General features: G+C 56.0%; 24 protein-coding genes. 20 read left to right on the forward strand and 4 right to left on the reverse strand.

What is annotated here, in order from left to right:
* The first annotated feature begins 361 nt into the window (after positions 1-361).
* The 19 genes from ACVBEG_RS10765 (at position 362) to ACVBEG_RS10855 (ending at position 16636) form a co-directional block, all read left to right on the forward strand.
* Positions 362-1426, forward strand: a complete 1065-nt coding sequence (locus ACVBEG_RS10765) for a methyl-accepting chemotaxis protein (protein ID WP_447108455.1) — start codon at positions 362-364, stop codon at positions 1424-1426.
* Between the two features lie 122 nt (positions 1427-1548).
* Positions 1549-3228 (forward strand): sigma 54-interacting transcriptional regulator, encoded by a 1680-nt coding sequence (locus ACVBEG_RS10770; protein WP_447107686.1) that lies wholly within the window; start codon positions 1549-1551, stop codon positions 3226-3228.
* A gap of 454 nt (positions 3229-3682) precedes the next feature.
* A complete protein-coding gene (locus ACVBEG_RS10775; RefSeq protein WP_219061755.1) occupies positions 3683-4612 on the forward strand; it encodes a catechol 2,3-dioxygenase in 930 nt (309 codons plus the stop codon).
* 10 nt (positions 4613-4622) lie between these two features.
* Positions 4623-4916 (forward strand): phenol hydroxylase subunit, encoded by a 294-nt coding sequence (locus ACVBEG_RS10780; protein ID WP_322179322.1) that lies wholly within the window; start codon positions 4623-4625, stop codon positions 4914-4916.
* Positions 4917-4963: 47 nt separating this feature from the next.
* Complete coding sequence (locus ACVBEG_RS10785; protein WP_447107687.1) at positions 4964-5956, forward strand: aromatic/alkene monooxygenase hydroxylase subunit beta; 993 nt, start codon at positions 4964-4966, stop codon at positions 5954-5956.
* A gap of 9 nt (positions 5957-5965) precedes the next feature.
* The gene (locus ACVBEG_RS10790; RefSeq protein ID WP_322179320.1) at positions 5966-6235 is read left to right on the forward strand and encodes an MmoB/DmpM family protein; all 270 of its coding nucleotides are present in this window, start codon (positions 5966-5968) and stop codon (positions 6233-6235) included.
* 15 nt (positions 6236-6250) lie between these two features.
* The gene (locus ACVBEG_RS10795) at positions 6251-7771 is read left to right on the forward strand and encodes a YHS domain-containing protein (protein ID WP_322179319.1); all 1521 of its coding nucleotides are present in this window, start codon (positions 6251-6253) and stop codon (positions 7769-7771) included.
* A gap of 64 nt (positions 7772-7835) precedes the next feature.
* Positions 7836-8192: a phenol hydroxylase subunit P4 gene (locus ACVBEG_RS10800; RefSeq protein ID WP_322179318.1), complete on the forward strand. Its 357-nt coding sequence runs from the start codon at positions 7836-7838 to the stop codon at positions 8190-8192.
* 15 nt (positions 8193-8207) lie between these two features.
* Entirely contained in the window at positions 8208-9269 is a 1062-nt protein-coding gene (locus ACVBEG_RS10805) for a 2Fe-2S iron-sulfur cluster-binding protein (protein ID WP_447107688.1), read from the forward strand.
* Positions 9270-9483: 214 nt separating this feature from the next.
* Positions 9484-10944, forward strand: coding sequence for a 2-hydroxymuconic semialdehyde dehydrogenase (locus tag ACVBEG_RS10810; protein WP_330200697.1), 1461 nt, complete (start codon positions 9484-9486; stop codon positions 10942-10944).
* Positions 10945-10951: 7 nt separating this feature from the next.
* Complete coding sequence (dmpE, locus tag ACVBEG_RS10815) at positions 10952-11749, forward strand: 2-oxopent-4-enoate hydratase (RefSeq protein ID WP_322179316.1); 798 nt, start codon at positions 10952-10954, stop codon at positions 11747-11749.
* Complete coding sequence (gene dmpH, locus ACVBEG_RS10820) at positions 11746-12549, forward strand: 2-oxo-3-hexenedioate decarboxylase (protein WP_322179315.1); 804 nt, start codon at positions 11746-11748, stop codon at positions 12547-12549. The genes dmpE and dmpH overlap by 4 nt, the downstream gene beginning before the upstream one ends.
* A 24-nt stretch (positions 12550-12573) precedes the next feature.
* The gene (locus ACVBEG_RS10825) at positions 12574-12786 is read left to right on the forward strand and encodes a tautomerase family protein (RefSeq protein WP_322179314.1); all 213 of its coding nucleotides are present in this window, start codon (positions 12574-12576) and stop codon (positions 12784-12786) included.
* Complete coding sequence (locus ACVBEG_RS10830; RefSeq protein ID WP_322179313.1) at positions 12783-13697, forward strand: acetaldehyde dehydrogenase (acetylating); 915 nt, start codon at positions 12783-12785, stop codon at positions 13695-13697. Before ACVBEG_RS10825 ends, ACVBEG_RS10830 begins: the two co-directional genes overlap by 4 nt.
* Positions 13697-14752, forward strand: coding sequence for a 4-hydroxy-2-oxovalerate aldolase (gene dmpG, locus ACVBEG_RS10835; RefSeq protein WP_322179312.1), 1056 nt, complete (start codon positions 13697-13699; stop codon positions 14750-14752). The genes ACVBEG_RS10830 and dmpG overlap by 1 nt, the downstream gene beginning before the upstream one ends.
* Positions 14753-14810: 58 nt before the next feature.
* The gene (locus tag ACVBEG_RS10840) at positions 14811-15566 is read left to right on the forward strand and encodes an SDR family oxidoreductase (RefSeq protein WP_322216172.1); all 756 of its coding nucleotides are present in this window, start codon (positions 14811-14813) and stop codon (positions 15564-15566) included.
* Between the two features lie 58 nt (positions 15567-15624).
* Entirely contained in the window at positions 15625-16053 is a 429-nt protein-coding gene (locus ACVBEG_RS10845) for a tautomerase family protein (RefSeq protein ID WP_322216176.1), read from the forward strand.
* 92 nt (positions 16054-16145) lie between these two features.
* Entirely contained in the window at positions 16146-16442 is a 297-nt protein-coding gene (locus ACVBEG_RS10850; protein ID WP_322179309.1) for a 2Fe-2S iron-sulfur cluster-binding protein, read from the forward strand.
* A 35-nt stretch (positions 16443-16477) separates the two neighbouring features.
* Positions 16478-16636, forward strand: a complete 159-nt coding sequence (locus ACVBEG_RS10855; protein ID WP_322179308.1) for a hypothetical protein — start codon at positions 16478-16480, stop codon at positions 16634-16636.
* A 130-nt stretch (positions 16637-16766) separates the two neighbouring features.
* Here the strand turns inward: ACVBEG_RS10855 and ACVBEG_RS10860 are convergent, their stop codons facing one another.
* The gene (locus tag ACVBEG_RS10860) at positions 16767-17012 is read right to left on the reverse strand and encodes a DUF2061 domain-containing protein (RefSeq protein WP_369125012.1); all 246 of its coding nucleotides are present in this window, start codon (positions 17010-17012) and stop codon (positions 16767-16769) included.
* A 428-nt stretch (positions 17013-17440) separates the two neighbouring features.
* On the opposite strand from ACVBEG_RS10860, the gene ACVBEG_RS10865 reads away from it, so the two are divergent.
* Positions 17441-17692, forward strand: a complete 252-nt coding sequence (locus ACVBEG_RS10865; protein WP_369125130.1) for a helix-turn-helix domain-containing protein — start codon at positions 17441-17443, stop codon at positions 17690-17692.
* Here ACVBEG_RS10865 and ACVBEG_RS10870 read toward each other — a convergent pair.
* From ACVBEG_RS10870 to ACVBEG_RS10880, 3 genes are read right to left on the reverse strand one after another with little or no spacing between them, the layout of a single operon-like run.
* The gene (locus tag ACVBEG_RS10870; RefSeq protein WP_322179307.1) at positions 17578-18207 is read right to left on the reverse strand and encodes a TetR/AcrR family transcriptional regulator; all 630 of its coding nucleotides are present in this window, start codon (positions 18205-18207) and stop codon (positions 17578-17580) included. The two genes, ACVBEG_RS10865 and ACVBEG_RS10870, sit on opposite strands and share 115 nt — an antisense overlap.
* On the reverse strand, positions 18194-19045 hold the full coding sequence (locus tag ACVBEG_RS10875) for a 3-hydroxybutyryl-CoA dehydrogenase (protein WP_322179306.1): 852 nt from the start codon (positions 19043-19045) through the stop codon (positions 18194-18196). Before ACVBEG_RS10875 ends, ACVBEG_RS10870 begins: the two co-directional genes overlap by 14 nt.
* Positions 19046-19055: 10 nt before the next feature.
* On the reverse strand, positions 19056-20237 hold the full coding sequence (locus tag ACVBEG_RS10880; RefSeq protein WP_443692465.1) for an acetyl-CoA C-acyltransferase family protein: 1182 nt from the start codon (positions 20235-20237) through the stop codon (positions 19056-19058).
* Between the last annotated feature and the right edge of the window lie 41 nt (positions 20238-20278).

The following is a 20278-nucleotide window of genomic DNA, read 5'->3' on the forward strand; positions in this document are numbered from 1 at the left end:
CGCAATGCTTGGAGGGTTTGACGTAGGCGGACTGCATTGGCTTTGGGCCATTTTGACGGCGCTGCTTGCATGGGGGCTGCTAAGTGGCAGTTCGCGACGTGAACGAGCGATCGCGGCTGCGCTGAACAACACCCTTGTGATGCTGGCAGATCCTCAGCCCGCACCGACAAGCATGCAGGATTCGATGGCGCGCTTGCTGGTGGTATTACAAGACAAGGTCGAGTCGGTTCAGCGCATGAATGTACTGGCCTCGGAGTTGACGATTTCCGCAGGCACCTTGGTCTCGGGTTTCACCGAGGCCATTGGCACGGCGGATCGGCAGTCAGAGTTGGCGGTGAACTCAATGGTCGAAGTCCAAGGTATGGCTGAGCGCGCGCGGACCACGTCGGGCGAGGCCATTGCACTGGCCTCGTCCACTACCGATGCTCGCAATCAGGTGTCTGGTGGTGGCGAGCAGGTGCAGCAGGTGGCCGCCGCGATGGTCGATCTGGCCAATGTGGTGGCAGGAGTGGGTGAGGAGTTTGATGGTGTTCGTCATCAAATTGCACGCATCAGCGAGATCGTTGCCATTATCAGGAGCATCGCCGGGCAAACTAATTTGTTGGCGCTCAATGCCGCTATTGAGGCTGCCCGAGCGGGTGAACAAGGCCGGGGTTTCAGTGTGGTCGCTGATGAAGTCCGCAAGCTGGCTGAGAGCACAGGCGAGGCCACACTGGGCGTCGGAGAAATCATCGCTCTGATCGGCGACGGTATTGACCGTCTTGAACAGCGCCTGGCTCAGGCTCGCCAGGAAGCCACCGAGGGTGTGAAACAAGCCGACGATGCTTGCGGTGTGCTGAAGGGTATTGCAGGTACTGCGCAAAATACCGTTAGCGCGGTGGAGGAGATTGCCCAGCGTGCCAGTGTCGAAGTGCAGAAGACCGGGCAATTGCTGGAAGACTCTGGTGGTGTGGCCCGCTTGGCGAGCGAGCTGGATAACCGGGTCAACGACTGCAATGCGGGCTTACGCCAATTGATGTTGGGTCTGGTGGATCTGAAAGTATTGGCGAACAAAATAGATGTCAGTCGTAATGCGCTGGCCTCCATGATTGACGCAATCGAAGAAGTTCGTGCTCACAACATAATGGTTTTGAATGCCCGCGCTACCTCGCAGATGCTGCCGCATATAGAGCGGATACGCTCTCTGGACACAGAAATCGATCATCTGCTGGGGCGTGCGCAATTGGATGGAGGGGCAGGGGGTGAAGCACGTAAAGCTCATTTCTCCCGTTTGCGGGAAGCTTTGGACGGCTATCGCGTGCTTCGTGATGAACTGCTCAATGCTGCCCAAGGCGGGAAGCTGAAACAGATACGTGAGCGCACGACTCCTTTGATCAGAAACGCTTACCTAAAAGTCAAAGAGGCGTGTGTCGCGTTATCCGCATAAACTAAGACCCATGCAGCGAACGCTTCAGATCGCACGCACAATAAAAAACGCAATCGATTTTGGTGAGTTTTACCGTCCTCAAGATCGAAAGGCTCGTGCTTCGTTACGTTTTAGGAATGTTCATGATCGAGCAACCCCTTGCCGAACGCTTCAATTTGCGTTCACGGCTGCGCTTTAATATCGAGAGCGGGCAGATCTGGCTCGACGAAAACCGCATGCTGCTGCTTCACGCCAAGGCCTTCGGGGCCTTGCGCCAAGAGTTGTTTGAGTCGCTTGGGTCCAAGCGCGCCAAAGGACTTTTGTTTCGCATGGGTTTTGCAGCTGGCCAGCATGATGCCGACCTTGCGCAAAAGCTCTATGGCGAGGGTGACGACTTTGACGTTTTCAAGATCGGCCCTGAGCTGCACGCGTTTGAAGGTCTGGTTCGATCAACCATCACCGAAGCAAAAATAGACTGGGAAAAAGGGACATTTTTCGGCGAAGTGAAATGTGAAAACTCATGGGAAGCTGAATCGCATCTGCAATTATTCGGTGCTGGCGATGAGGCTGCTTGCTGGCACCTGTCGGGCTATGCATCGGGTTATACCTCTCGATTCTTCAAGCGCTTCATTGTTTTTCGTGAAACCAAATGCGTGTGTTGTGGTGACCCTAACTGCGTGCTGGTTGGCAAACCGTTGGAAGACTGGGGAGATGACGCTTTCCTCGAACACTGTCTGGAGCCAAAGGATAAGGAGACTTCTTTTGAACAGTTGCAAGAGGAGCTGTGGCAAGTGCGTGGTCGTCAGCGCGAACAGCGTCCGCCTGGCAAGCTGGTGGGCAGCTCCCCAGCGTTTAGTGCTGCTTTCAGTTTGCTCAGTAAGGCAGCCAGCAGTCCTATAACGGTTTTACTCTTGGGTGAAACCGGGGTCGGCAAAGAGGTATTTGCCCAGTGGCTGCACGAAAACAGTGATCGTGCAGATAAACCGTTTGTAGCCATCAACTGTGCAGCGATTCCCAATGACCTGATCGAATCAGAGCTTTTTGGTGTGCAGAAAGGAGCCTATACCGGCGCGCAGAATTCACGACCAGGCAAGTTCGAGCGAGCCGATGGTGGCACGTTATTCCTTGATGAACTGGGTGAGCTTTCCCCTTCGGCCCAGGTGAAACTCTTGCGGGTACTGCAAACCGGAGAAGTCGAGCGACTGGGCGACGATAAGCCCCGCAAGGTCAGTGTGCGGCTGGTTGCCGCCACCAACGTCAATCTGCAACAAGCCATTGCCGATGGTCGTTTTCGCGCCGACCTCTACTACCGCCTGGCGACCTATCCATTAGAAATCCCCCCCCTGCGCAAGCGCAAGTCGGATATTCCGGTGTTAGTCTCGGTGCTTATCGAAAAATACTCACCGCTCTATCACAAGACTATTCACGGTATCAGCGATCTGGCGATGCAAGAGCTGATGGCCTATGACTGGCCGGGCAATGTCCGTGAGCTTGAAAACCTGGTTGAGCGTTCTGTTTTGCTTGCTCCTTCAGGGGGACAAATTGAGGTGGAACATCTGTTCCCTGGTATGGCTCCCGTGACTGCGCTCGGTGCTGTAATTGACAGGCAGGGGAAGGTGGGGAATGCGGATGAAGCCAGGAAAGATAAACTTTACGATAGTTTACTGGATGAGGGCTTCGATCTTCAGGCACATGAAGCTCGTCTTTTGCAGCTCGCTGTTTTGCGGGCCAATGGCAACCTCACCCACGCGGCACGTCTACTCGGCATAACCCGTCGTCAGTTGGCGTATCGGGTAAAACAGGTATTGGGTGATATCGAATAGGCCCCGGATAGCGCCTGACAAAAGCGTACACCTATCAATTCATAGGTGCTCTTTAATCCAGGCATTCCTGTGACATGACCGTGAAGGCGGAAGGAATGCCTGTTTTTTAAGAAGCCTTATGCCAAACACGTCGCCCGACGTGTTTTTTTTGCCCATCTAACGGTCACTCCAGGCTCATTTGCCAGTGGGTGGACATCGTTTTGCTCGGGATATCGCGTTTTGCTGATGTGCGGCCTTACGTTTTTGTAAGGCGTGGGTGGCGAATGGACAGAAACGTCATCCTGTGAGGGGGGCTTATTCTTTTGTTTATCTATTAAAAACCATATAAATCAATTAGTTAAAGTTATTGGCATCCTCTATGCAAAGTTAGATCGAGACTGTAAGTCCGGCTTGTCGCTAGCCCGAAAGGGCACGCGTAGAGCCAACCTCATCTAGCCAATAATGGAGACAACAAATGGCGATGACAGGTGTATTGCGTCCAGGGCATGCCCAGGTGCGCGTGTTGAACCTTGAAGAAGGCATCCACTTTTACCGCAACGTGCTGGGCCTGGTGGAAACCGGGCGTGATGACCAGGGGCGCGTGTACTTTAAATGCTGGGACGAGCGTGATCACAACTGCTATGTGATTCGTGAGGCGGACACCGCTGGCATCGATTTCTTTGGCTTCAAGGTGTTGGACAAGGCCACTCTGGAAAAACTTGATGCCGACCTGCAAGCATACGGTTTGGTCACTACACGCATCCCGGCCGGTGAAATGCTGGAAACCGGCGAGCGCGTGCGCTTCGAGTTGCCATCCGGCCATCTGATCGAGTTGTATGCGGAGAAAACCCGTATAGGTAACGGCATTCCCCAAGTCAACCCGGCTCCGTGGAACGCTCAGCGCGAACATGGCATCGCCCCTATCCAGCTGGACCATTGCTTGCTGTATGGCCCGAATATCGCCGAAGTGAAGAAGATCTTCACCGACGTCTTGGGCTTCTTTCTGGTTGAGCGCGTACTCAGCCCGGATGGCGACAGCGACATGGGCATCTGGTTGTCCTGCTCGCACAAAGTCCATGACATCGCCTTCGTCGAGTATCCGGAGAAGGGCAAGCTGCACCACTGTTCATTCCTCCTCGAGTCGTGGGAGCAAGTGTTGCGTGCCGGCGACATCATGTCGATGAACGAAGTGAACGTTGATATTGGCCCTACCCGTCATGGCGTAACCCGCGGCTGCACCATCTATGCGTGGGATCCCTCAGGCAATCGTTTTGAAACCTTCATGGGCGGCTACCACCCTTATCCAGATTACGAGCCGCTGTCTTGGACCTACGACAACTTCGCCCAAGGCCTCGACTACCCGCAGCGCAAACTGCACGAGACCTTTCTGACTGTAGTGACTTGAGGGCACATCTATGGCTTTGCCCGATGAGTCACTGGAAATGCAGCCGGCCGACCTGGATACGCAAAAGCGTTTTGTACGGGTTACCGGCAATCGCGGGAGCCGCTTTGTCGAGTTCGACTTCGCCATTGGCGAGCCAGGGTTATTCGTTGAAATGATCCTGACTCATGAAGCATTCGCCGAGTTCTGCGCCACGAACAAGGTTGCGTTGATGCCCGCGCCGACTGCGGCTATGGACGAGGAAGATGCTTCGGCTGATTGGGATTGGCGACTCGCTGACGCCACACAGGTTCGTTTCAAAAACTAATCGAATTGGGCGTTTCACCTCAGGTGAAACGCTTGTGGGAGATACACATGCATATAGATCTTCGCACGGTCAGCATCCAGCCATTGCGACAGACGTTTGATCACTTGGCCCGTCGTTTTGGCGACAAGCCCTCTTCGCGCTATCAGGAAGGCAGCTACGACATCCAGCCTGAGGAAAATCTGCACTACCTGCCGACCTGGGACCCGGAGCAGGCGCTTTACGACGCCAGCATCACCAAGATCGTGATGCGCGACTGGTACGCCTTGAAAGACCCGCGCCAGTTTTACTACAGCACCTACACGCTGGCGCGCGCGCGTCAGCAAGAGAACACCGAAGCGAACTTCAACTTCGTTGAAACCCGCGGCCTGGCCGACATGCTTTCAGACGATCTGCGCAGCTCCGCGCTCAATCTGTTGGTGCCGCTGCGTCACGCTGCCTGGGGCGCCAATCTCAACAACACCTTTATCTGCGGTTACGGCTACAGCACGGTGTTTACCCAGCCGTGTATGTACCACGCGATGGATAACCTGGGTTCGGCTCAATACCTGTCGCGGATTGGTCTGCTGCTGGGTGGCACCGAAGCCCTGGAAGAGGGCAAGGCCGCCTGGATGGAAGGAGACGGCTGGCAAGCACTGCGTCGTTATACCGAGGACTGCATGGCGGTACGCGATCCGTTCGAGCTGTTTGTTGCGCAAAACGTGGCCCTGGATGGCTTGCTCTATCCGCTGGTGTACGGGCGCATCGTGGATGACCGGTTTGCGGCCAATGGCGGCTCGGCGGTGGCCATGCTGACTCAATTCATGAGCGACTGGTTTGAGGAGACCCGCAAATGGGTCGATGCGGTCATGAAGGTAGCGGCCGCTGAGTCCGAGCAAAACCGCGAGCAATTACAGGCCTGGACAGCCGTTTGGCGTGATCGCGCTGCAGCCGCCTTGCTGCCGGTGATCGGGCAGGTTTTTGCGGGCCAGGCCGATGAGGTCATGGCTGAGCAATTGATCGTCTTCAAGGCTCGCCTTGAAAAAACCGGCGTCGTGGTCTGAGAGGTTTCTATGTCGACTGTGTTTATTGCATTGCAAACCAATGAAGAGACTCGCCCCATTATCGAGGCGATTGAAATAGATAACCCCGAGGCCGTGGTCAATCGCGAACCGGCGATGGTCAAAATCAATGCGCCTGGCCGCTTGGTCATTCGCCGAGAAACCATTGAAGAACAGATGGGTCGCAGCTTTGATATGCAAGAGCTGAATATCAACCTGATCACGCTCTCCGGCAACGTCGTTGAAGACGAAGACTCCTTGACCCTGACCTGGGGCAACTAAGCGAGAATATTTAGCATGGACATGAAAGCAAATAATAAAAAAATGAATGCGAAAGAAAAGTACCGGTTGTTGACGCGCGACCTGGCGTGGGAACCGTCTTATCGCACCGAGGAAGAACTCTTTCCCTACATTGCCTATGAAGGGCTGAAGATCCATGACTGGAACAAGTGGGAAGATCCGTTCCGCTTGACCATGGATGCGTACTGGAAGTATCAGGCGGAAAAAGAGCGTAAGTTTTACGCGATTATCGACGCCCATGCGCAGAATAACGGCCATCTGAATATTACCGATGCACGCTACCTGTCGGCCTTGAAAATATTTCTGCAGGCCATCAGTCCGGGTGAGTACGCCGCGCATAAAGGGTTTGCCCGTGTGGGCCGTGAGTTTCGCGGTGTGGGGACGCAAGTGGCCTGCCAGATGCAGGCCATTGATGAAATTCGCCACGCCCAGACGCAAGTCCACGCACTGTCCAATTACAACAAGTTCTACAACGGCTTCCATGCGTTTGCTGATCAGCGTGACCGCATCTGGTACACGTCTGTGGCGCGCTCGTTCTTTGACGATGCGATGTCGGCCGGTCCGTTTGAGTTCATGATTGCCATCGGCTTCTCGTTCGAATACGTGCTGACCAACCTGCTGTTCGTACCGTTCATGTCCGGCGCAGCTTACAACGGTGACATGGCCACGGTGACCTTCGGCTTCTCGGCCCAGTCGGATGAAGCGCGGCACATGACCTTGGGGCTTGAATGCATCAAGTTCATGCTCGAGCAGGATCCGGACAACCTGCCCATCGTTCAGGGCTGGATCGACAAGTGGTTCTGGCGTGGCTTCCGGGTTCTCGGCCTGGTCAGCACCATGATGGATTACATGCTGCCCAAGCGCGTCATGTCGTGGCGCGAGGCGTGGGATATTTACGGTGCAGAGAACGGCGGTGCGCTGTTCAAGGACCTGGCGCGCTACGGTATTCGTCCACCGAAGAGCTGGGATGACGCCGAAGCAGGCATCGACCACATGTCTCACCAGTTCATGTTGGGTCTTTACCAGTGGAGCTTTGGTACTGCCTTTCATGCATGGATCCCCTCGGATGAGGACCTGCAATGGTTATCTGCCAAGTACCCCACCACGTTCGACAAGTATTACCGGCCACGCTGGGAACACATCAAAAAGCTGGCGGCGGCAGGTACGCCGTTCAAGAACTATGGCCTGGCTAAACTGTGCCAGTGCTGCCAGTTGCCGACGGTATTTACCGAGCCAAATGATCCGACGCTTACTTGCCACCGTGAAGTTGAATACAAAGGCGATAAGTATCACTTCTGCTCTGATCATTGCCTGGAAATTTTCAATAATGAGCCGGAGAAATATATCCAGGCATGGCTGCCCATGCCTGCACTCTTCCAAGCGCCGCTCAATGGTGATCTGGCTGCCTGGATGGAGTGGGTTTCGCTGAAAGACGGTCAGGACAATGGTGATTTTGCCGATTCCCAGGACCGCCACAACTTCGAACTGTGGCGTGGTCTGGCGACGTCGAACCAGTAAGCCTCTAAAGGGGGTGGTCGTTAGTTGAAGCGGCCACGCCCAACACAATAATAAGGAGAACAAAATGCCTGTAGTCGCCCTTAAAGAGTACGTAGGCGTTGCCCGTGATCGCGTTGAGAATTTCAACGGCAAACAGCTGGTGTACGTCAGCTGGGATCACCATCTGCTTTTTGCTGCCCCGTTCCTGCTTTGTCTGCCGCCGCAGACTACTTTCGCCGAGTTGATTCAGGTCGCTCTCGAGCCGCTGCTGCAAGCGGACCCGGATACCGCAGCGATTAACTGGCGCACTGTCGAGTGGCTCAAGGGCAACCGGCCTTGGGTGCCCGACTTCAATCTCAGCCTGGCCGACAATGCTATCGGCCACAAAGATCAGCTGCGTTTCAGTACGCCGGGCCTCAACACTATTTGCGCAGTTAGCTGAGAAGGGGGACGGGCTATGAGTTACGAACTGACGATTGAACCACTGGGTCAGACCATCGAGATCGAAGAAGGTCAGACCATTCTCGATGCGGCTCTGCGGGCCGGCATCTACCTGCCACACGCCTGCTGCCACGGCTTGTGTGCGACTTGCAAGATTCAGGTGGTGGATGGCGAGATTGAACACGGCGAGGCCTCCAGCTTTGCCCTGATGGATTTTGAGCGCGAAGAGAAGAAGTGCCTGGCCTGCTGCGCTACCGCTGAGAGCGACCTGGTGATTGAGGCGGAAATCGATGAAGACCCGGATGCCGAGAATCTGCCGGTCCGCGACTTCGCCGGTACGGTCAGCCGCATCGAAACCCTCACGCCTACCATCAAGGGCGTGTGGATCAAGCTCGAGGATCCGGCTGGAATGCACTTCCAGGCCGGTCAATACATCAATCTGCAGTTGCCTGACGGTATCGGCAGCCGGGCATTTTCGATTGCCAGTGCACCTACGGATGGCGGTGAAATTGAGCTGAATATTCGTATCGTGCCAGGCGGTCGTGGTACGGGTTATGTGCACGAGCAGGTGAAGGTCGGCGAGCGCATGAGCATTACCGGCCCCTACGGTCGCTTCTTTGTGAAGAAGTCGGCGCATATGCCGGTAATTTTCATGGGCGGCGGTTCCGGGCTTTCCAGCCCGCGCTCAATGATTCTGGATCTGCTGGCGGAAGGTTTTGAACTGCCGATCACCCTCATTTATGGCCAACGCCATCGTAGCGAGCTGTATTACCACGACGATTTCCTCGCCATGGCTCAGCAATACGCGAACTTCAACTACGTGCCTGCGCTCTCCCATGAGCCGGAGGACTCTGGCTGGGAAGGCTCCCGTGGCTTCGTCCATGACGCGGCCAAGGCGCACTTCAATAACGACTTCAGGGGGCACAAGGCTTACCTGTGTGGCCCGCCTTTAATGATTGACTCCTGCATCAGTACGCTGATGCAGGGACGCCTGTTTGAGCGCGACATCTATACCGAGAAGTTTATATCGGCGGCGGATGCTCAGCAGGTCCGCAGTCCCTTGTTCAAGGCTATCTGATCGCGCCGACTAGCGCCCCCAACAGGTTAGTCAAGGGAGCTTGTGTGGGCTGATTTTGTTACCTCAGTGTCAATACCCTGTAGGTATCAGAGTTGGTAAAACAAAGTATTAGCCGGTATTGCCTGGCTTTTCTAGACTCGTTTCAGGGACTAATACCCGCTGACCTGGGGAAGGTGCAGCGGGTAGTCATACAGAACAACACCCCGGAGCTTCCATGCGCCAGATTGAAAATTTCATCGCCGGTGAGTTCGTCGGCGCTGCCAGTGGCAAACGTTTCGACAAGCGTTCACCGGTCGATAACAGTGTTATTTGCTCGATCAGTGAAGCCGGACGCGGCGAGGTAGATGCCGCCGTCAGCGCTGCACGTAATGCGCTACAGGGCGAGTGGGGTGGTCTTACCACGGATCAACGCATTGAGTTGCTCTACGGTGTCGCTAACGAAATCACCCGCCGCTTCGACGACTTCGTTGAGGCCGAGATGTCCGACACCGGTCAGCCTGAGCACGTCATGAAGCACGTGTTCATCCCGCGCGGGGCGGCCAACTTCAAAGTGTTCGCCGACGTGATCAAGAACGTCGCCAGCGAATCCTTCCAGATGGATACGCCTGATGGTCGCGGCGCCTTCAATTACTCGATTCGCCGCCCCAAGGGGGTGATCGGGGTGGTCTGTCCGTGGAATGCCCCGTTCATGCTGATGACCTGGAAAGTAGGTCCGGCGCTGGCCTGCGGTAATACCGTGGTGGTCAAGCCGTCCGAAGAGTCGCCACAAACGGCGGCACTGCTGGGTGAAGTGATGAACGCAGTGGGTATCCCCAAGGGTGTCTACAACGTAGTGAACGGATTCGGGCCCAACTCCGCTGGCGAGTTCGTCACCCAACACCCGCACGTCGATGCCATCACCTTTACCGGCGAGACCCGGACTGGCACGGCCATCATGAAAGCCGCTTCCGAAGGCATGCGCGATGTGTCGTTCGAACTGGGTGGCAAGAATGCCGGCATCGTGTTTGCCGATGCCGACTTTGATGCGGCGGTTGAGAGCTTCTCACGCTCGGTATTCCTCAACTCGGGCCAAGTCTGCCTGGGCACCGAGCGGGTGTATGTCGAGCGGCCGATTTTCGAGCGTTTTGTCCAGGCCCTTAAGGTCAAGGCGGAGGCGGTCAAATATGGTCGTCCAGATGATCATCATGCCAACTACGGCCCGCTGATCAGCCAGGAGCACAAGCAGAAAGTGCTGTCTTACTACCGTAAGGCTGTGGAGGAGGGCGCCACTCTGGTGACCGGCGGCGGTGTGCCTGATATGCCGGCGGATCTGGCCGAAGGTGCCTGGGTGCAACCCACTATCTGGACCGGCCTGCCTGAAACAGCTTCCGTTGTGCAGGAAGAAATTTTCGGGCCGTGCTGCCACATTTCGCCGTTCGACAGCGAGGACGAAGTCGTGCAGAAAGCCAACGCGACCGATTACGGCCTGTCGACCACCATCTGGACCTCTAATTTATCTCGTGCCCACCGCATGGCGGCGCGTATCGACGTTGGCATCACCTGGATCAACAGCTGGTTCCTGCGCGATTTGCGCACCCCGTTTGGCGGCTCCAAACAGTCGGGCATCGGTCGTGAAGGCGGCGTGCATTCGCTGGAGTTCTACACCGAAACCCGAAATATCTGCGTGAAACTCTGAGGCCCTTATGGACAAGCAAAAGATCGAGCATTACGGCGATGAGCTTTACCAAGCTTTCGTCTCCCGTCGCGCCGTTGCGCCACTGCTCACCCGTGAGCCGGAGATCACCATTGAGGATGCTTACCGTATCCAGGAGCGCTTCGTCGCTCGGCGGCTGGCAGCGGGTGAAACCATCGTCGGCAAGAAAATCGGTGCGACCAGCAAGCCTGTACAGGACTTTCTCGGCGTCTATCAGCCGGACTTCGGGATGCTCACTTCGGCCATGGTTTTTCAAGAGGGCGACACCATTGACCTCGGCCAGTTGATTCAGCCGAAAGCCGAAGCCGAGTTGGCCTTTGTGTTGAAGCATGACCTCAAGGGGCCAGGCATCACCGCGATGGACGTGATCCGTGCGACTGACTACGTGGTGCCTTGTTTCGAGATCGTCGATTCACGCATTACCGACTGGCAGATCAAGATCCAGGACACCGTTGCGGACAATGCCTCTTGCGGCGTATTCGTCCTGGGTAAAACCAAGGGCGATCCGCGCAAGCTCGATATCACCCTGGCAGGCATGGTGCTGGAGAAGAACGGCGAGTTGTTCTCTACCGGCGTCGGTGCTGCGGTGCAAGGTTCACCAGCGAATGCTGTGGCCTGGCTGGCCAATACCCTGGGTGCATTGGGCATTCCATTCAAGGCAGGCGAGGTGATTCTCTCGGGTTCCCAGTCTTCGTTGGTACCGGTGACAGATGGGGATGAGTTGGTGTGTACCGTCGGCGGCCTTGGTAGCTGTCGCGTCAAGTTTTCCGGGAGGAGCGCAGTATGAGCAGCAACCTGACACTGTTGCGTGAGGACATCGTTCGCCTGTGCGAGCGGGTTGAAGGTGCGCAGACCCGCGCCTACGCCATTCCCAAGCTGACCGACGAATACCCGAACATGACCATCGCCGATGGTTATGCCGTGCAGAGCGAGCTTCGTCGTCGCTTCATCGAAAAAGGCCACAAGCTGGTCGGCTGGAAAGCCGGGCTGACGTCAAAAGCCAAGATGCAGCAGATGGGTGTCAACGTGCCCTCGATCGGCTTTTTGACCGATCGCATGGCCCGCCCCGAGAGTTCGGCCATCTCCACTTCAGACCTGGTGCATCCACGGGTTGAATGCGAAGTGGCTTTTGTTATGAAGAGTGACTTGCAGGGGCCTGGTTGCACCGCCCAGGACGTTTTGGCGGCGACCGACTATGTCCTCCCTGCGGTCGAAATCATTGATTCGCGATTTTCCGGATTCAAGTTCGACCTGGCCAGTGTGATCGCCGACAACGGTTCTTCCGCGCGCTTTGTCGGGGGTGGACGGGCACGTTATGTCGATGATCTGGACCTCAAGACCCTTGGCGTAGTGATGGAGAAAAATGGCGAGATCGTCGCTATGGGTGCTTCTGCGGCAGTCATGGGCCATCCGGCCGAAGCCATTGCCATGCTGGTGAATATCCTGGCGGAGATGGGCGAGATACTGCCGGCCGGCAGCTTCGTGATGAGTGGTGGCATCACCGAGGCCCTTGCGGTGAAACCAGGCGACAGCATTGTGGCTCGCTTTCAGGAGCTGGGTACCGTGTCGATGCGTTTCGTTGAATAACGACAAAAACGAAGAGAATCAAGCATGCCAATTATCGAAATGCACATGGTCGAAGGCCGCACCGCAGAGCAGAAAAGCCGCGTTGCAGCCGCAGTCACCACGGCGGTTTGCAACAGTCTGGAGTGTGCTCCGGAAACAGTGCGCATCCTAATTACCGAGCACGGTAGCGACGAGTTTTACGTGGCCGGTATGAACATGGCACAGCGCGCTGCGAAGAATAAGGAACAATCTCAATGAAGAAGATCAAGTGTGCACTCATAGGCTCAGGCAACATCGGCACTGACCTGATCTACAAAATCTTGCGCAGCCCAGTGCTTGAGCCCGTCTGGATGGTCGGTATCGATCCCGAATCCGAGGGTTTGGTGCGCGCTCGTGCCATGGGTTTGAAAACCACCCATGAAGGCGTGGACGGTCTTCTGCCGCACGTGCTTGAAGATGGCATTCAGATCGCCTTTGACGCTACCAGCGCCTATGTACATGCCGAAAACAGCCGCAAGCTAAACGCTCTCGGTGTGCTGATGATTGACCTTACCCCAGCGGCTATCGGCCCGCTGTGCGTGCCACCGGTGAACCTGCGAGAGCACGCGGAGAAGCTGGAGATGAACGTCAACATGATCTCCTGCGCTGGCCAGGCCACTATCCCAATCGTCAATGCCGTCTCGCGTATTCAGAGCGTCGAGTATGCCGAGATCGTCGCCAGCCTGGCGTCCAAGTCGATTGGCCCGGGCACCCGTGCCAACCTGGATGAATTTACCAACACCACCTCAAGCGCCATTGTGAAAGTCGGTGGCGCTCGCAAGGGCAAGGCGTTGGCCATTATCAACCCGGCCGACCCACCGATGATGATGCGCAACACCATCTACTGCCTGACGGATGACGAGCCGGATAGAGCCCGAATCACTGAGTCGATTCTGCAAATGATCGTCGAGGTGCAGAAGTACGTGCCGGGCTACCGCCTGGTCAACGGGCCTGTTTTTGAAGGCAAGAAAGTCTCCGTGTTCCTGGAAGTGGCAGGCCTCGGCGACTACCTGCCGACCTATGCCGGCAATCTGGACATCATGACGGCAGCCGCTACCCGCACTGCAGAGATGTTTGCCGAGGAAATGCTCGCCGGCAAGATTCAGCTTAAAGCTTCGGAGGTCGCGTAATGAGTCAGTCCCCCCGTTCCAGCCTCAAGGGCCGCAAGGTAATCCTGCACGACATGTGCCTGCGCGACGGCATGCATGCCAAGCGTGAACAGATCAGTGTCGAGCAGATGGTCAAGGTCGCTACCGCGCTGGATGACGCTGGCGTGCCTTACATTCAGGTCACCCATGGCGGTGGTTTGGGCGGCAATTCGCTGCAGCATGGTTTTGCCCCTCATACGAATGAGGAGTACATCAGCGCAGTGGCACCCAAGATGAAACAGGCCAAAGTATCGGTCCTGCTCATTCCAGGGCTCGGCACTATGAAGGAGCTGCACTCGGCGTTCGACTGCGGTGCGCGGAGCGTGCATGTGGCCACCCACTGCACCGAGGCAGACACCTCGCCCCAGCACATCGCCTATGCCCGCAAGTTGGGGATGGACACCTCCGGCTTTTTGATGATGGCGCACCTCAATGATGCTGCAGGTATCGCCAGACAGGGCAAGCTGATGGAGTCCTACGGCGCGCAGACTGTGTATGTCACCGACTCTGCCGGCTACATGCTGCCTGACGATGTAAAAGCACGTATTGGTGCCCTGCGTGAGGTACTCAATCCAGAGACCGAGATCGGTTTCCACGGCCATCACAACCTGGGCATGGGCGTGGCCAACTCCATCGCCGCCATCGAAGCGGGCGCTAGCCGCATTGATGGTTCCGTGGCTGGCTTGGGCGCCGGTGCCGGCAACACGCCGCTGGAAGTGTTTGCCGCAGTGTGCGAACGCATGGGCATCGAAACCGGCACGGACCTGTTCAAGCTGATGGACGTAGCAGAAGACATCATCGTACCCATGATGGAGCACATCGTGCGGGTTGACCGCGAGTCACTGACTCTCGGCTATGCAGGCGTCTACTCGACATTCCTCCTGCATGCCAAGCGTGCAAGCCTGCAATTTGGCGTCCCGGCCCGCGACATTCTGGTCGAGTTGGGCCGCAAGAAAATGATCGGTGGCCAAGAGGACATGATCTTCGACACGGCAATGACCATGGCCAGGGACCGTGGAGTAGTTCTTCCCACCTGAATAAGCTTCGGGGCATGTGGTGCATGCTCCGAACCCGAAACTTAACGGCGGGTGGACGATGAACTCACGTAATGAATTAGCGGTGGTGGTGGGGGCAACTGGTGCCTTTGGTAAACAGATCGTTGCGCGACTGTGCGCCAACGGATTGGACGTCGTCGCAGTGGCCCGCAGCTCGGCGGCTATTGATGAGCTAAGCCGGATTCATCCTGGGGTCATCCCTTGTGTTGCCGACATTTCTGCCGACGAGTCCATTGCGCATATCCGAAACGTACTGGATCGGCCGGTGCGGATGATTGTCCATGGCCCCGGCGTGGCGGTCGTAGGCGGCGTTCTTGACGCCCCTACGTCTGCGCTGACAGATGCGGTCAATATTAAAGTCGGCGGTCTGTTGCGCCTGACCCGTGCTGTGGATGCGAGTCTCGTCAAAGGATCTCGTCTCGTCGCTATCGGTGGACACTACGGTTTTGAACCCACGGCATACGCGGCCTCAGCGGGAGTAGCAAACGCAGCCTTGGCGAACGCGATACGTCAGCTCAGTCTGGCTTATGGCTCGCGAGGTGTGACGGCGCATCTTATTGCGCCGGGACCTGCGGATACGGAGCGTTTGCACAAAGTGGCAGCCGACCGGGGAAGGCAGCGTGGTGTCAGCACTGAAACCGTTCTGCAGGAGATGTGTCTTGAATCCTCCATCGGTGCCTTCACGACGCCGGAGCAAGTGGCCTGGGCCGTTAGTTTGTTGCTAGCCCCCGAGGCTGACGCGATGACCGGATCCACGTTGATGCTGGATTCTGGACGACGTCGCGGCTTGCCCTGATGTGCGTTGGGTCGTGTGATTAAACAATAAATATAAGAATATGCATGAGGCCTCAAAAATGCCGGTAGTAAATTTTCATCTCGTTGAAGGGTCTTGTTCGGCTGAGCAAAAAGTGCGTTTGCTCCAGGATGCCTCACATCTTTACAGCAAGGTTTTGCTGTCACCGATGGACCGGGTGCGGGCGATAATCACCTTGCATGCAGCAGATGAGTTTGCTGTTGCCGGGCACTGTGTCAGTACCCATCGACTGCATGCGCCGTACTTCGAGTTCATCGTGCTCGAAGGACGCCCATTGGACGAACGTCAGAAGCTAATGACCGGATTTACTTCCTTGCTGGTCGAAATATTAGCAGTTGATCGGAGCGTTGTGCGGGGCAGGTGCATCCGGGTTGAACCACAGGACTGGTCGATTGGCGGCATTGGCGCAGATGTCTTACGCGAACAGGAAATCTGTGCACGGGCTGCAAAGCTTGAAGTTCTCGGATGAGTACTGAAGAACAAGACGAGGTGTGTGCCACTGCGGCTTTAGAGGCTCTTGGACTTTTGCCGATAGTCACTTCCACTGCGTGAGAACGGGCCATGGAATATCAAGTATTGATCGAAGACACCGGAGAGCATTACGCCTGTGATGAGCGTGAGTCGGTTCTGCATGGTATGGCTCGTCTTGGCCGTCGTGGCATTCCATTGGGATGCCGTGGCGGTGGATGCGGTATCTGTAAGGTTCAGATCCTCAAGGGTGCCTTTGAGGTAAAGACCATGAGTCGCGCACATGTCAGCGTAGAAGAACTGGCGGCCGGCACGGTGTTGGCTTGCCGTGTAATGCCTCAGAGCGACTTGTGTGTGCACGTTGTCGGAAAGATGAAAAAACAGTTTTAACGCATGGCGGTGGCTTGGCGAAAGATCACCATTCCTTGAGTGGAAAAGGTGGTCGCGCCTTTTCGTATTACGTCAGTCAGCCATTTGATCTCGCCAAACTCAGCGAAGACGAAGCTTTCTATGGCGGGAAACTGGCCACTGCAGAATTTTTCTTCGCACGTCTGTTGCTGCGCACCTTGAAGCTAGTGTCCTGAGTGGGTAGTTCGTTAATTTAAGCCTGCCAGAAACAGGTATTCGAATAATTAAAATAGATAAACGAATTAACCACGCAGGACACTGGCTTTTGATCTAAACAGCGCCTCAGAAGGCATCGGCACGAGTTGTTTAGCCGGTATGATCTTGATGCTCTTCAATTCCCCAGGTGATTTTTGCCCACAGACGCTCATGAAAAATATAAGCAAACGTGGTGTATAAATTACTGACGACCATGAAACCGATAGCCACCCGCAGCGTCCCCGTAAATATAAAAATTGTCATGAAGTCCAGGCACATAATTATTACGCGATAGGTGACTGCTTTTACCATTGACCTACGTAGAAGGACGCTTCGAGGCATGGTGAGCCCTGCCATGTTGAGATTTTGAGTAGAAACAGTTTCAACTTAGCACACATGCGTCAGCTACAAGCGGTTGCGGGTATGTCTGCCTCGCTGCTCGAGAGGCAGACATAAATTTAATTCAGTGTCCCTCCCACCCCCGGCGTTTTGCAAGGTGGTTGTCGCTTCAGCCGTATTTTTAGTGCCGTGGGAAGTTGAAGGTCACAAGATCCGCTTTCAGCAACTTGTCCAACTGCTCGCTGGTACGGGGTTGCTCGATAACAAAATGGCGACAACCACTTGGTGGCTGGAGGGGCATTTCCGCGAGAGATTTCCGCAGGTCAATCTGCAAATGCGTCCGATGGTGACTGAGTCGGAGTGTCTGGTATGCGATAAGCGCACATGCCACGTTTCTATTTCAAGCTGTTCACGTGCTCAACAAATTTGCGGGAAAGGCCATCGCCATGCAATGCGCACAGAAGTGGCTTCAGGATCACCTGGCGGAACAGGTACGTATGACAGATCTGGCACAGAGGTTGGCAGTTAGCGAGCGAACCTTGATACGCCGCTTCAATAGGGTGCTTGAGCAGTCGCCGCTAACCTATTTGCAGAACTTGCGCATCGACACGGCGCGCGCGTTGCTGGAGGCCGGTGACCTGAGCACCGAGCAAATCGCCCCCATCATCAAGTCTTCCATCAGTTCGTCGCGGTCCTGATCGTCAAGGGTGCGCTGTACCAACCAGGAGGGTGCGCTGCTGAGCAATGAGGCAATGGCGTGCCCGGCGGCCTGAAGCCGATGCGGGGTCAACAGTGTTCTATACCCCAGTGCCACGAGCAGTTGGCGCTCATATTGTTCGCGTAAATGGCTGACACGCAGTTGTTGTTCTTCGTTCAGACAACAACTGTCGCGTTCAGCCAGGCGAAAGTGCAACGGCATTTCCCGGTACAGATTCAGGTGTGCCCGGATAATGACTTGCAAGGTGTTCACCCCGTCATCAGGGCTTTGCTCTATCAGACGTACAGTGGTCAGCAGTTCTTCGTAAAGCTCCTCGATCAAGTCGAGGAGCAAATGCTGTTTGCTTGGATAATGATGGTAAAGCGAGCCAGGTGTGAGCCCGAGATAGGTTGCCAGCTCGCGCATGCCAACCTGGCCGAATCCCTTTCTGGCGAACAGATCCAGTGCCTTGTCACGGCTCTGAGCGAAGCGTGAACAGCGCTCAGGTATAGACATGGAAACCGCGCCCGCTTTTGCGGCCCAGATAACCTGCCGCGACCATTTCCTTGAGCAGTTGCGCTGGACGATATTTCGGGTCATTGAAGCCATCATGGAAACTCTCCATGATCGCCAGCATGGTATCCAGGCCGATCAGATCAGCCAGCGCAAGCGGGCCGATAGGGTGATTGCAGCCCAATTGCATGCCGGTATCGATGTCCTTGGCGTTGGCCAGGCCTTCCTGCAAAACGAAGATCGCTTCGTTGATCATCGGACACAGAATGCGATTGACCACGAAGCCCGGGCTGTTGCGAGCCGTGACTGCACTCTTGCCAATCTGTTCGGCGAGTTTCAGCGCCAAGGCGTGGGTGATGTCCGACGTTTGCAAACCGCGGATGACCTCCAGCAATGCCATCATCGGTACAGGGTTGAAGAAGTGCAGACCAATGAAGCGAGCCGGGTGTTTGACCACTGCCGCCAATTCGGTAATCGACAGCGATGACGTGTTAGTTGCGATGACGCAGTCATCACTCACGGTGTCATCGATTCGTTTGAGAATGCGTTTTTTGAGCTCCAGATTCTCGGTTGCCGCTTCAATGACCAACTCGGCTCCATTCAACGCCACGTAGTCGGTGCTGAGAGAGATCCGGTTGAGAGCACCTTGCATCTCCGCTGCTGTAATCGTTTCTTTGCGCAGCTGGCGATCGAGATTCGTAGTCAGCGCCGACAGACCTTTTGCGAGCGCCTCATCGGAAATATCAATCAATGTCACGTCTATTCCGGCAAGTGCACACACTTGGGCAATCCCGTTGCCCATGGTGCCTGCGCCAATGACTGCTAGTTTTTGAATACTCACTTACAACCCCTCAAACGCGTTCGAAAATGGCGGCGATGCCTTGGCCGCCACCAATGCACATGGTCACCAGCGCATAGCGCCCGCCGATGCGGTGCAGTTCGTGGATAGCTTTGGTCGCAATGATCGCGCCGGTAGCCCCGACCGGATGGCCAAGGGCAATGCCCGAACCGTTCGGGTTGACCTTGGCCGGATCCAGATTCAATTCCTGAGTCACAGCGCACGCCTGCGCGGCGAACGCGATATTGGCTTCGATAACGTCCAGATCAGCCACAGTCAGACCCGCACGCTTGAGCGCAAGACGCGTGGCGGGGATCGGACCGAGGCCCATCAATTCTGGCTCGACACCCGCATGGGCATAAGCGACCAGGCGGGCGAGGGGACGCAGGTTATTGGCTTTGACTGCGGCACCGGTGGCCATCACCAACGCGGCGGCACCGTCATTCAGACCGGATGCATTGCCAGCAGTGACCGAGCCATCCTTCTTAAAGGCCGGCTTCATTTGCGCCAGTTGCTCCAGAGAGGTAGCACGAGGGTGCTCGTCGATATTGAACAGTTGGGTGCCTTTGCGGCTTCGAATTTCAACGGCAGCGATTTGCTCGATAAAGCGACCCTCCTCGATGGCACGAAACGCCCGAGTCTGGTCCTCCATGGCCAGGGCATCCTGCATCTCGCGGCTGATGCCATTGCGTTCGGCAATATTCTCGGCGGTGATGCCCATGTGAAAACCCTGGAAGGGGTCGTGCAGAATGCCGAGCATGTAGTCAATGGCCTGGGTGTTGCCCATGCGAGCGCCCCATCGAGCGGCGGGCAGAATGTACAGGCCACGGCTCATGGCCTCGACTCCTGCGCCAATGGCGATTTCAGCGTCGCCCAGCAGCAAGGTTTGTGCGGCCGAGATGATCGCTTGCAAACCGGAACCGCACAGGCGGTTGACGTTGTAGGCGGGCGTTTCCTTCGGGATGCCGGCGTTCATCGCCGCGACTCTGGAGATGTAGGCATCCTGGGGCTCGGTCGGAATGACATTGCCCATCACGACATGTTCGACGTGCGCCGGATCGACGCCACTGCGTTGCAAGGCAGCCTTGACGGCCGTGGTTGCCAGATCGGCCATCGGCACATCTTTGAGCGATCCGCCAAAGGTGCCGATTGCAGTGCGTGCGGCACCGACAACGTAAATATCAGGGGTGTTCATGGAGTTATTCCTTGTAGGGATGACGGGTTTTCAAGCGGTCT

This window comes from Pseudomonas sp. GG8 (assembly GCF_052976945.1).

What these genes read in the sequence shown, in the direction of transcription:
- ACVBEG_RS10765 (WP_447108455.1), top strand. Translation starts at nt 362, where the DNA reads ATGGCTGAGCGCGCGCGGACCACGTCGGGCGAGGCCATTGCACTGGCC.
- ACVBEG_RS10770 (WP_447107686.1), top strand. Translation starts at nt 1,549, where the DNA reads ATGATCGAGCAACCCCTTGCCGAACGCTTCAATTTGCGTTCACGGCTG.
- ACVBEG_RS10775 (WP_219061755.1), top strand. Translation starts at nt 3,683, where the DNA reads ATGGCGATGACAGGTGTATTGCGTCCAGGGCATGCCCAGGTGCGCGTG.
- ACVBEG_RS10780 (WP_322179322.1), top strand. Translation starts at nt 4,623, where the DNA reads ATGGCTTTGCCCGATGAGTCACTGGAAATGCAGCCGGCCGACCTGGAT.
- ACVBEG_RS10785 (WP_447107687.1), top strand. Translation starts at nt 4,964, where the DNA reads ATGCATATAGATCTTCGCACGGTCAGCATCCAGCCATTGCGACAGACG.
- ACVBEG_RS10790 (WP_322179320.1), top strand. Translation starts at nt 5,966, where the DNA reads ATGTCGACTGTGTTTATTGCATTGCAAACCAATGAAGAGACTCGCCCC.
- ACVBEG_RS10795 (WP_322179319.1), top strand. Translation starts at nt 6,251, where the DNA reads ATGGACATGAAAGCAAATAATAAAAAAATGAATGCGAAAGAAAAGTAC.
- ACVBEG_RS10800 (WP_322179318.1), top strand. Translation starts at nt 7,836, where the DNA reads ATGCCTGTAGTCGCCCTTAAAGAGTACGTAGGCGTTGCCCGTGATCGC.
- ACVBEG_RS10805 (WP_447107688.1), top strand. Translation starts at nt 8,208, where the DNA reads ATGAGTTACGAACTGACGATTGAACCACTGGGTCAGACCATCGAGATC.
- ACVBEG_RS10810 (WP_330200697.1), top strand. Translation starts at nt 9,484, where the DNA reads ATGCGCCAGATTGAAAATTTCATCGCCGGTGAGTTCGTCGGCGCTGCC.
- dmpE (WP_322179316.1), top strand. Translation starts at nt 10,952, where the DNA reads ATGGACAAGCAAAAGATCGAGCATTACGGCGATGAGCTTTACCAAGCT.
- dmpH (WP_322179315.1), top strand. Translation starts at nt 11,746, where the DNA reads ATGAGCAGCAACCTGACACTGTTGCGTGAGGACATCGTTCGCCTGTGC.
- ACVBEG_RS10825 (WP_322179314.1), top strand. Translation starts at nt 12,574, where the DNA reads ATGCCAATTATCGAAATGCACATGGTCGAAGGCCGCACCGCAGAGCAG.
- ACVBEG_RS10830 (WP_322179313.1), top strand. Translation starts at nt 12,783, where the DNA reads ATGAAGAAGATCAAGTGTGCACTCATAGGCTCAGGCAACATCGGCACT.
- dmpG (WP_322179312.1), top strand. Translation starts at nt 13,697, where the DNA reads ATGAGTCAGTCCCCCCGTTCCAGCCTCAAGGGCCGCAAGGTAATCCTG.
- ACVBEG_RS10840 (WP_322216172.1), top strand. Translation starts at nt 14,811, where the DNA reads ATGAACTCACGTAATGAATTAGCGGTGGTGGTGGGGGCAACTGGTGCC.
- ACVBEG_RS10845 (WP_322216176.1), top strand. Translation starts at nt 15,625, where the DNA reads ATGCCGGTAGTAAATTTTCATCTCGTTGAAGGGTCTTGTTCGGCTGAG.
- ACVBEG_RS10850 (WP_322179309.1), top strand. Translation starts at nt 16,146, where the DNA reads ATGGAATATCAAGTATTGATCGAAGACACCGGAGAGCATTACGCCTGT.
- ACVBEG_RS10860 (WP_369125012.1), bottom strand. Translation starts at nt 17,012, where the DNA reads ATGGCAGGGCTCACCATGCCTCGAAGCGTCCTTCTACGTAGGTCAATG.
- ACVBEG_RS10865 (WP_369125130.1), top strand. Translation starts at nt 17,441, where the DNA reads ATGCAATGCGCACAGAAGTGGCTTCAGGATCACCTGGCGGAACAGGTA.
- ACVBEG_RS10870 (WP_322179307.1), bottom strand. Translation starts at nt 18,207, where the DNA reads ATGTCTATACCTGAGCGCTGTTCACGCTTCGCTCAGAGCCGTGACAAG.
- ACVBEG_RS10880 (WP_443692465.1), bottom strand. Translation starts at nt 20,237, where the DNA reads ATGAACACCCCTGATATTTACGTTGTCGGTGCCGCACGCACTGCAATC.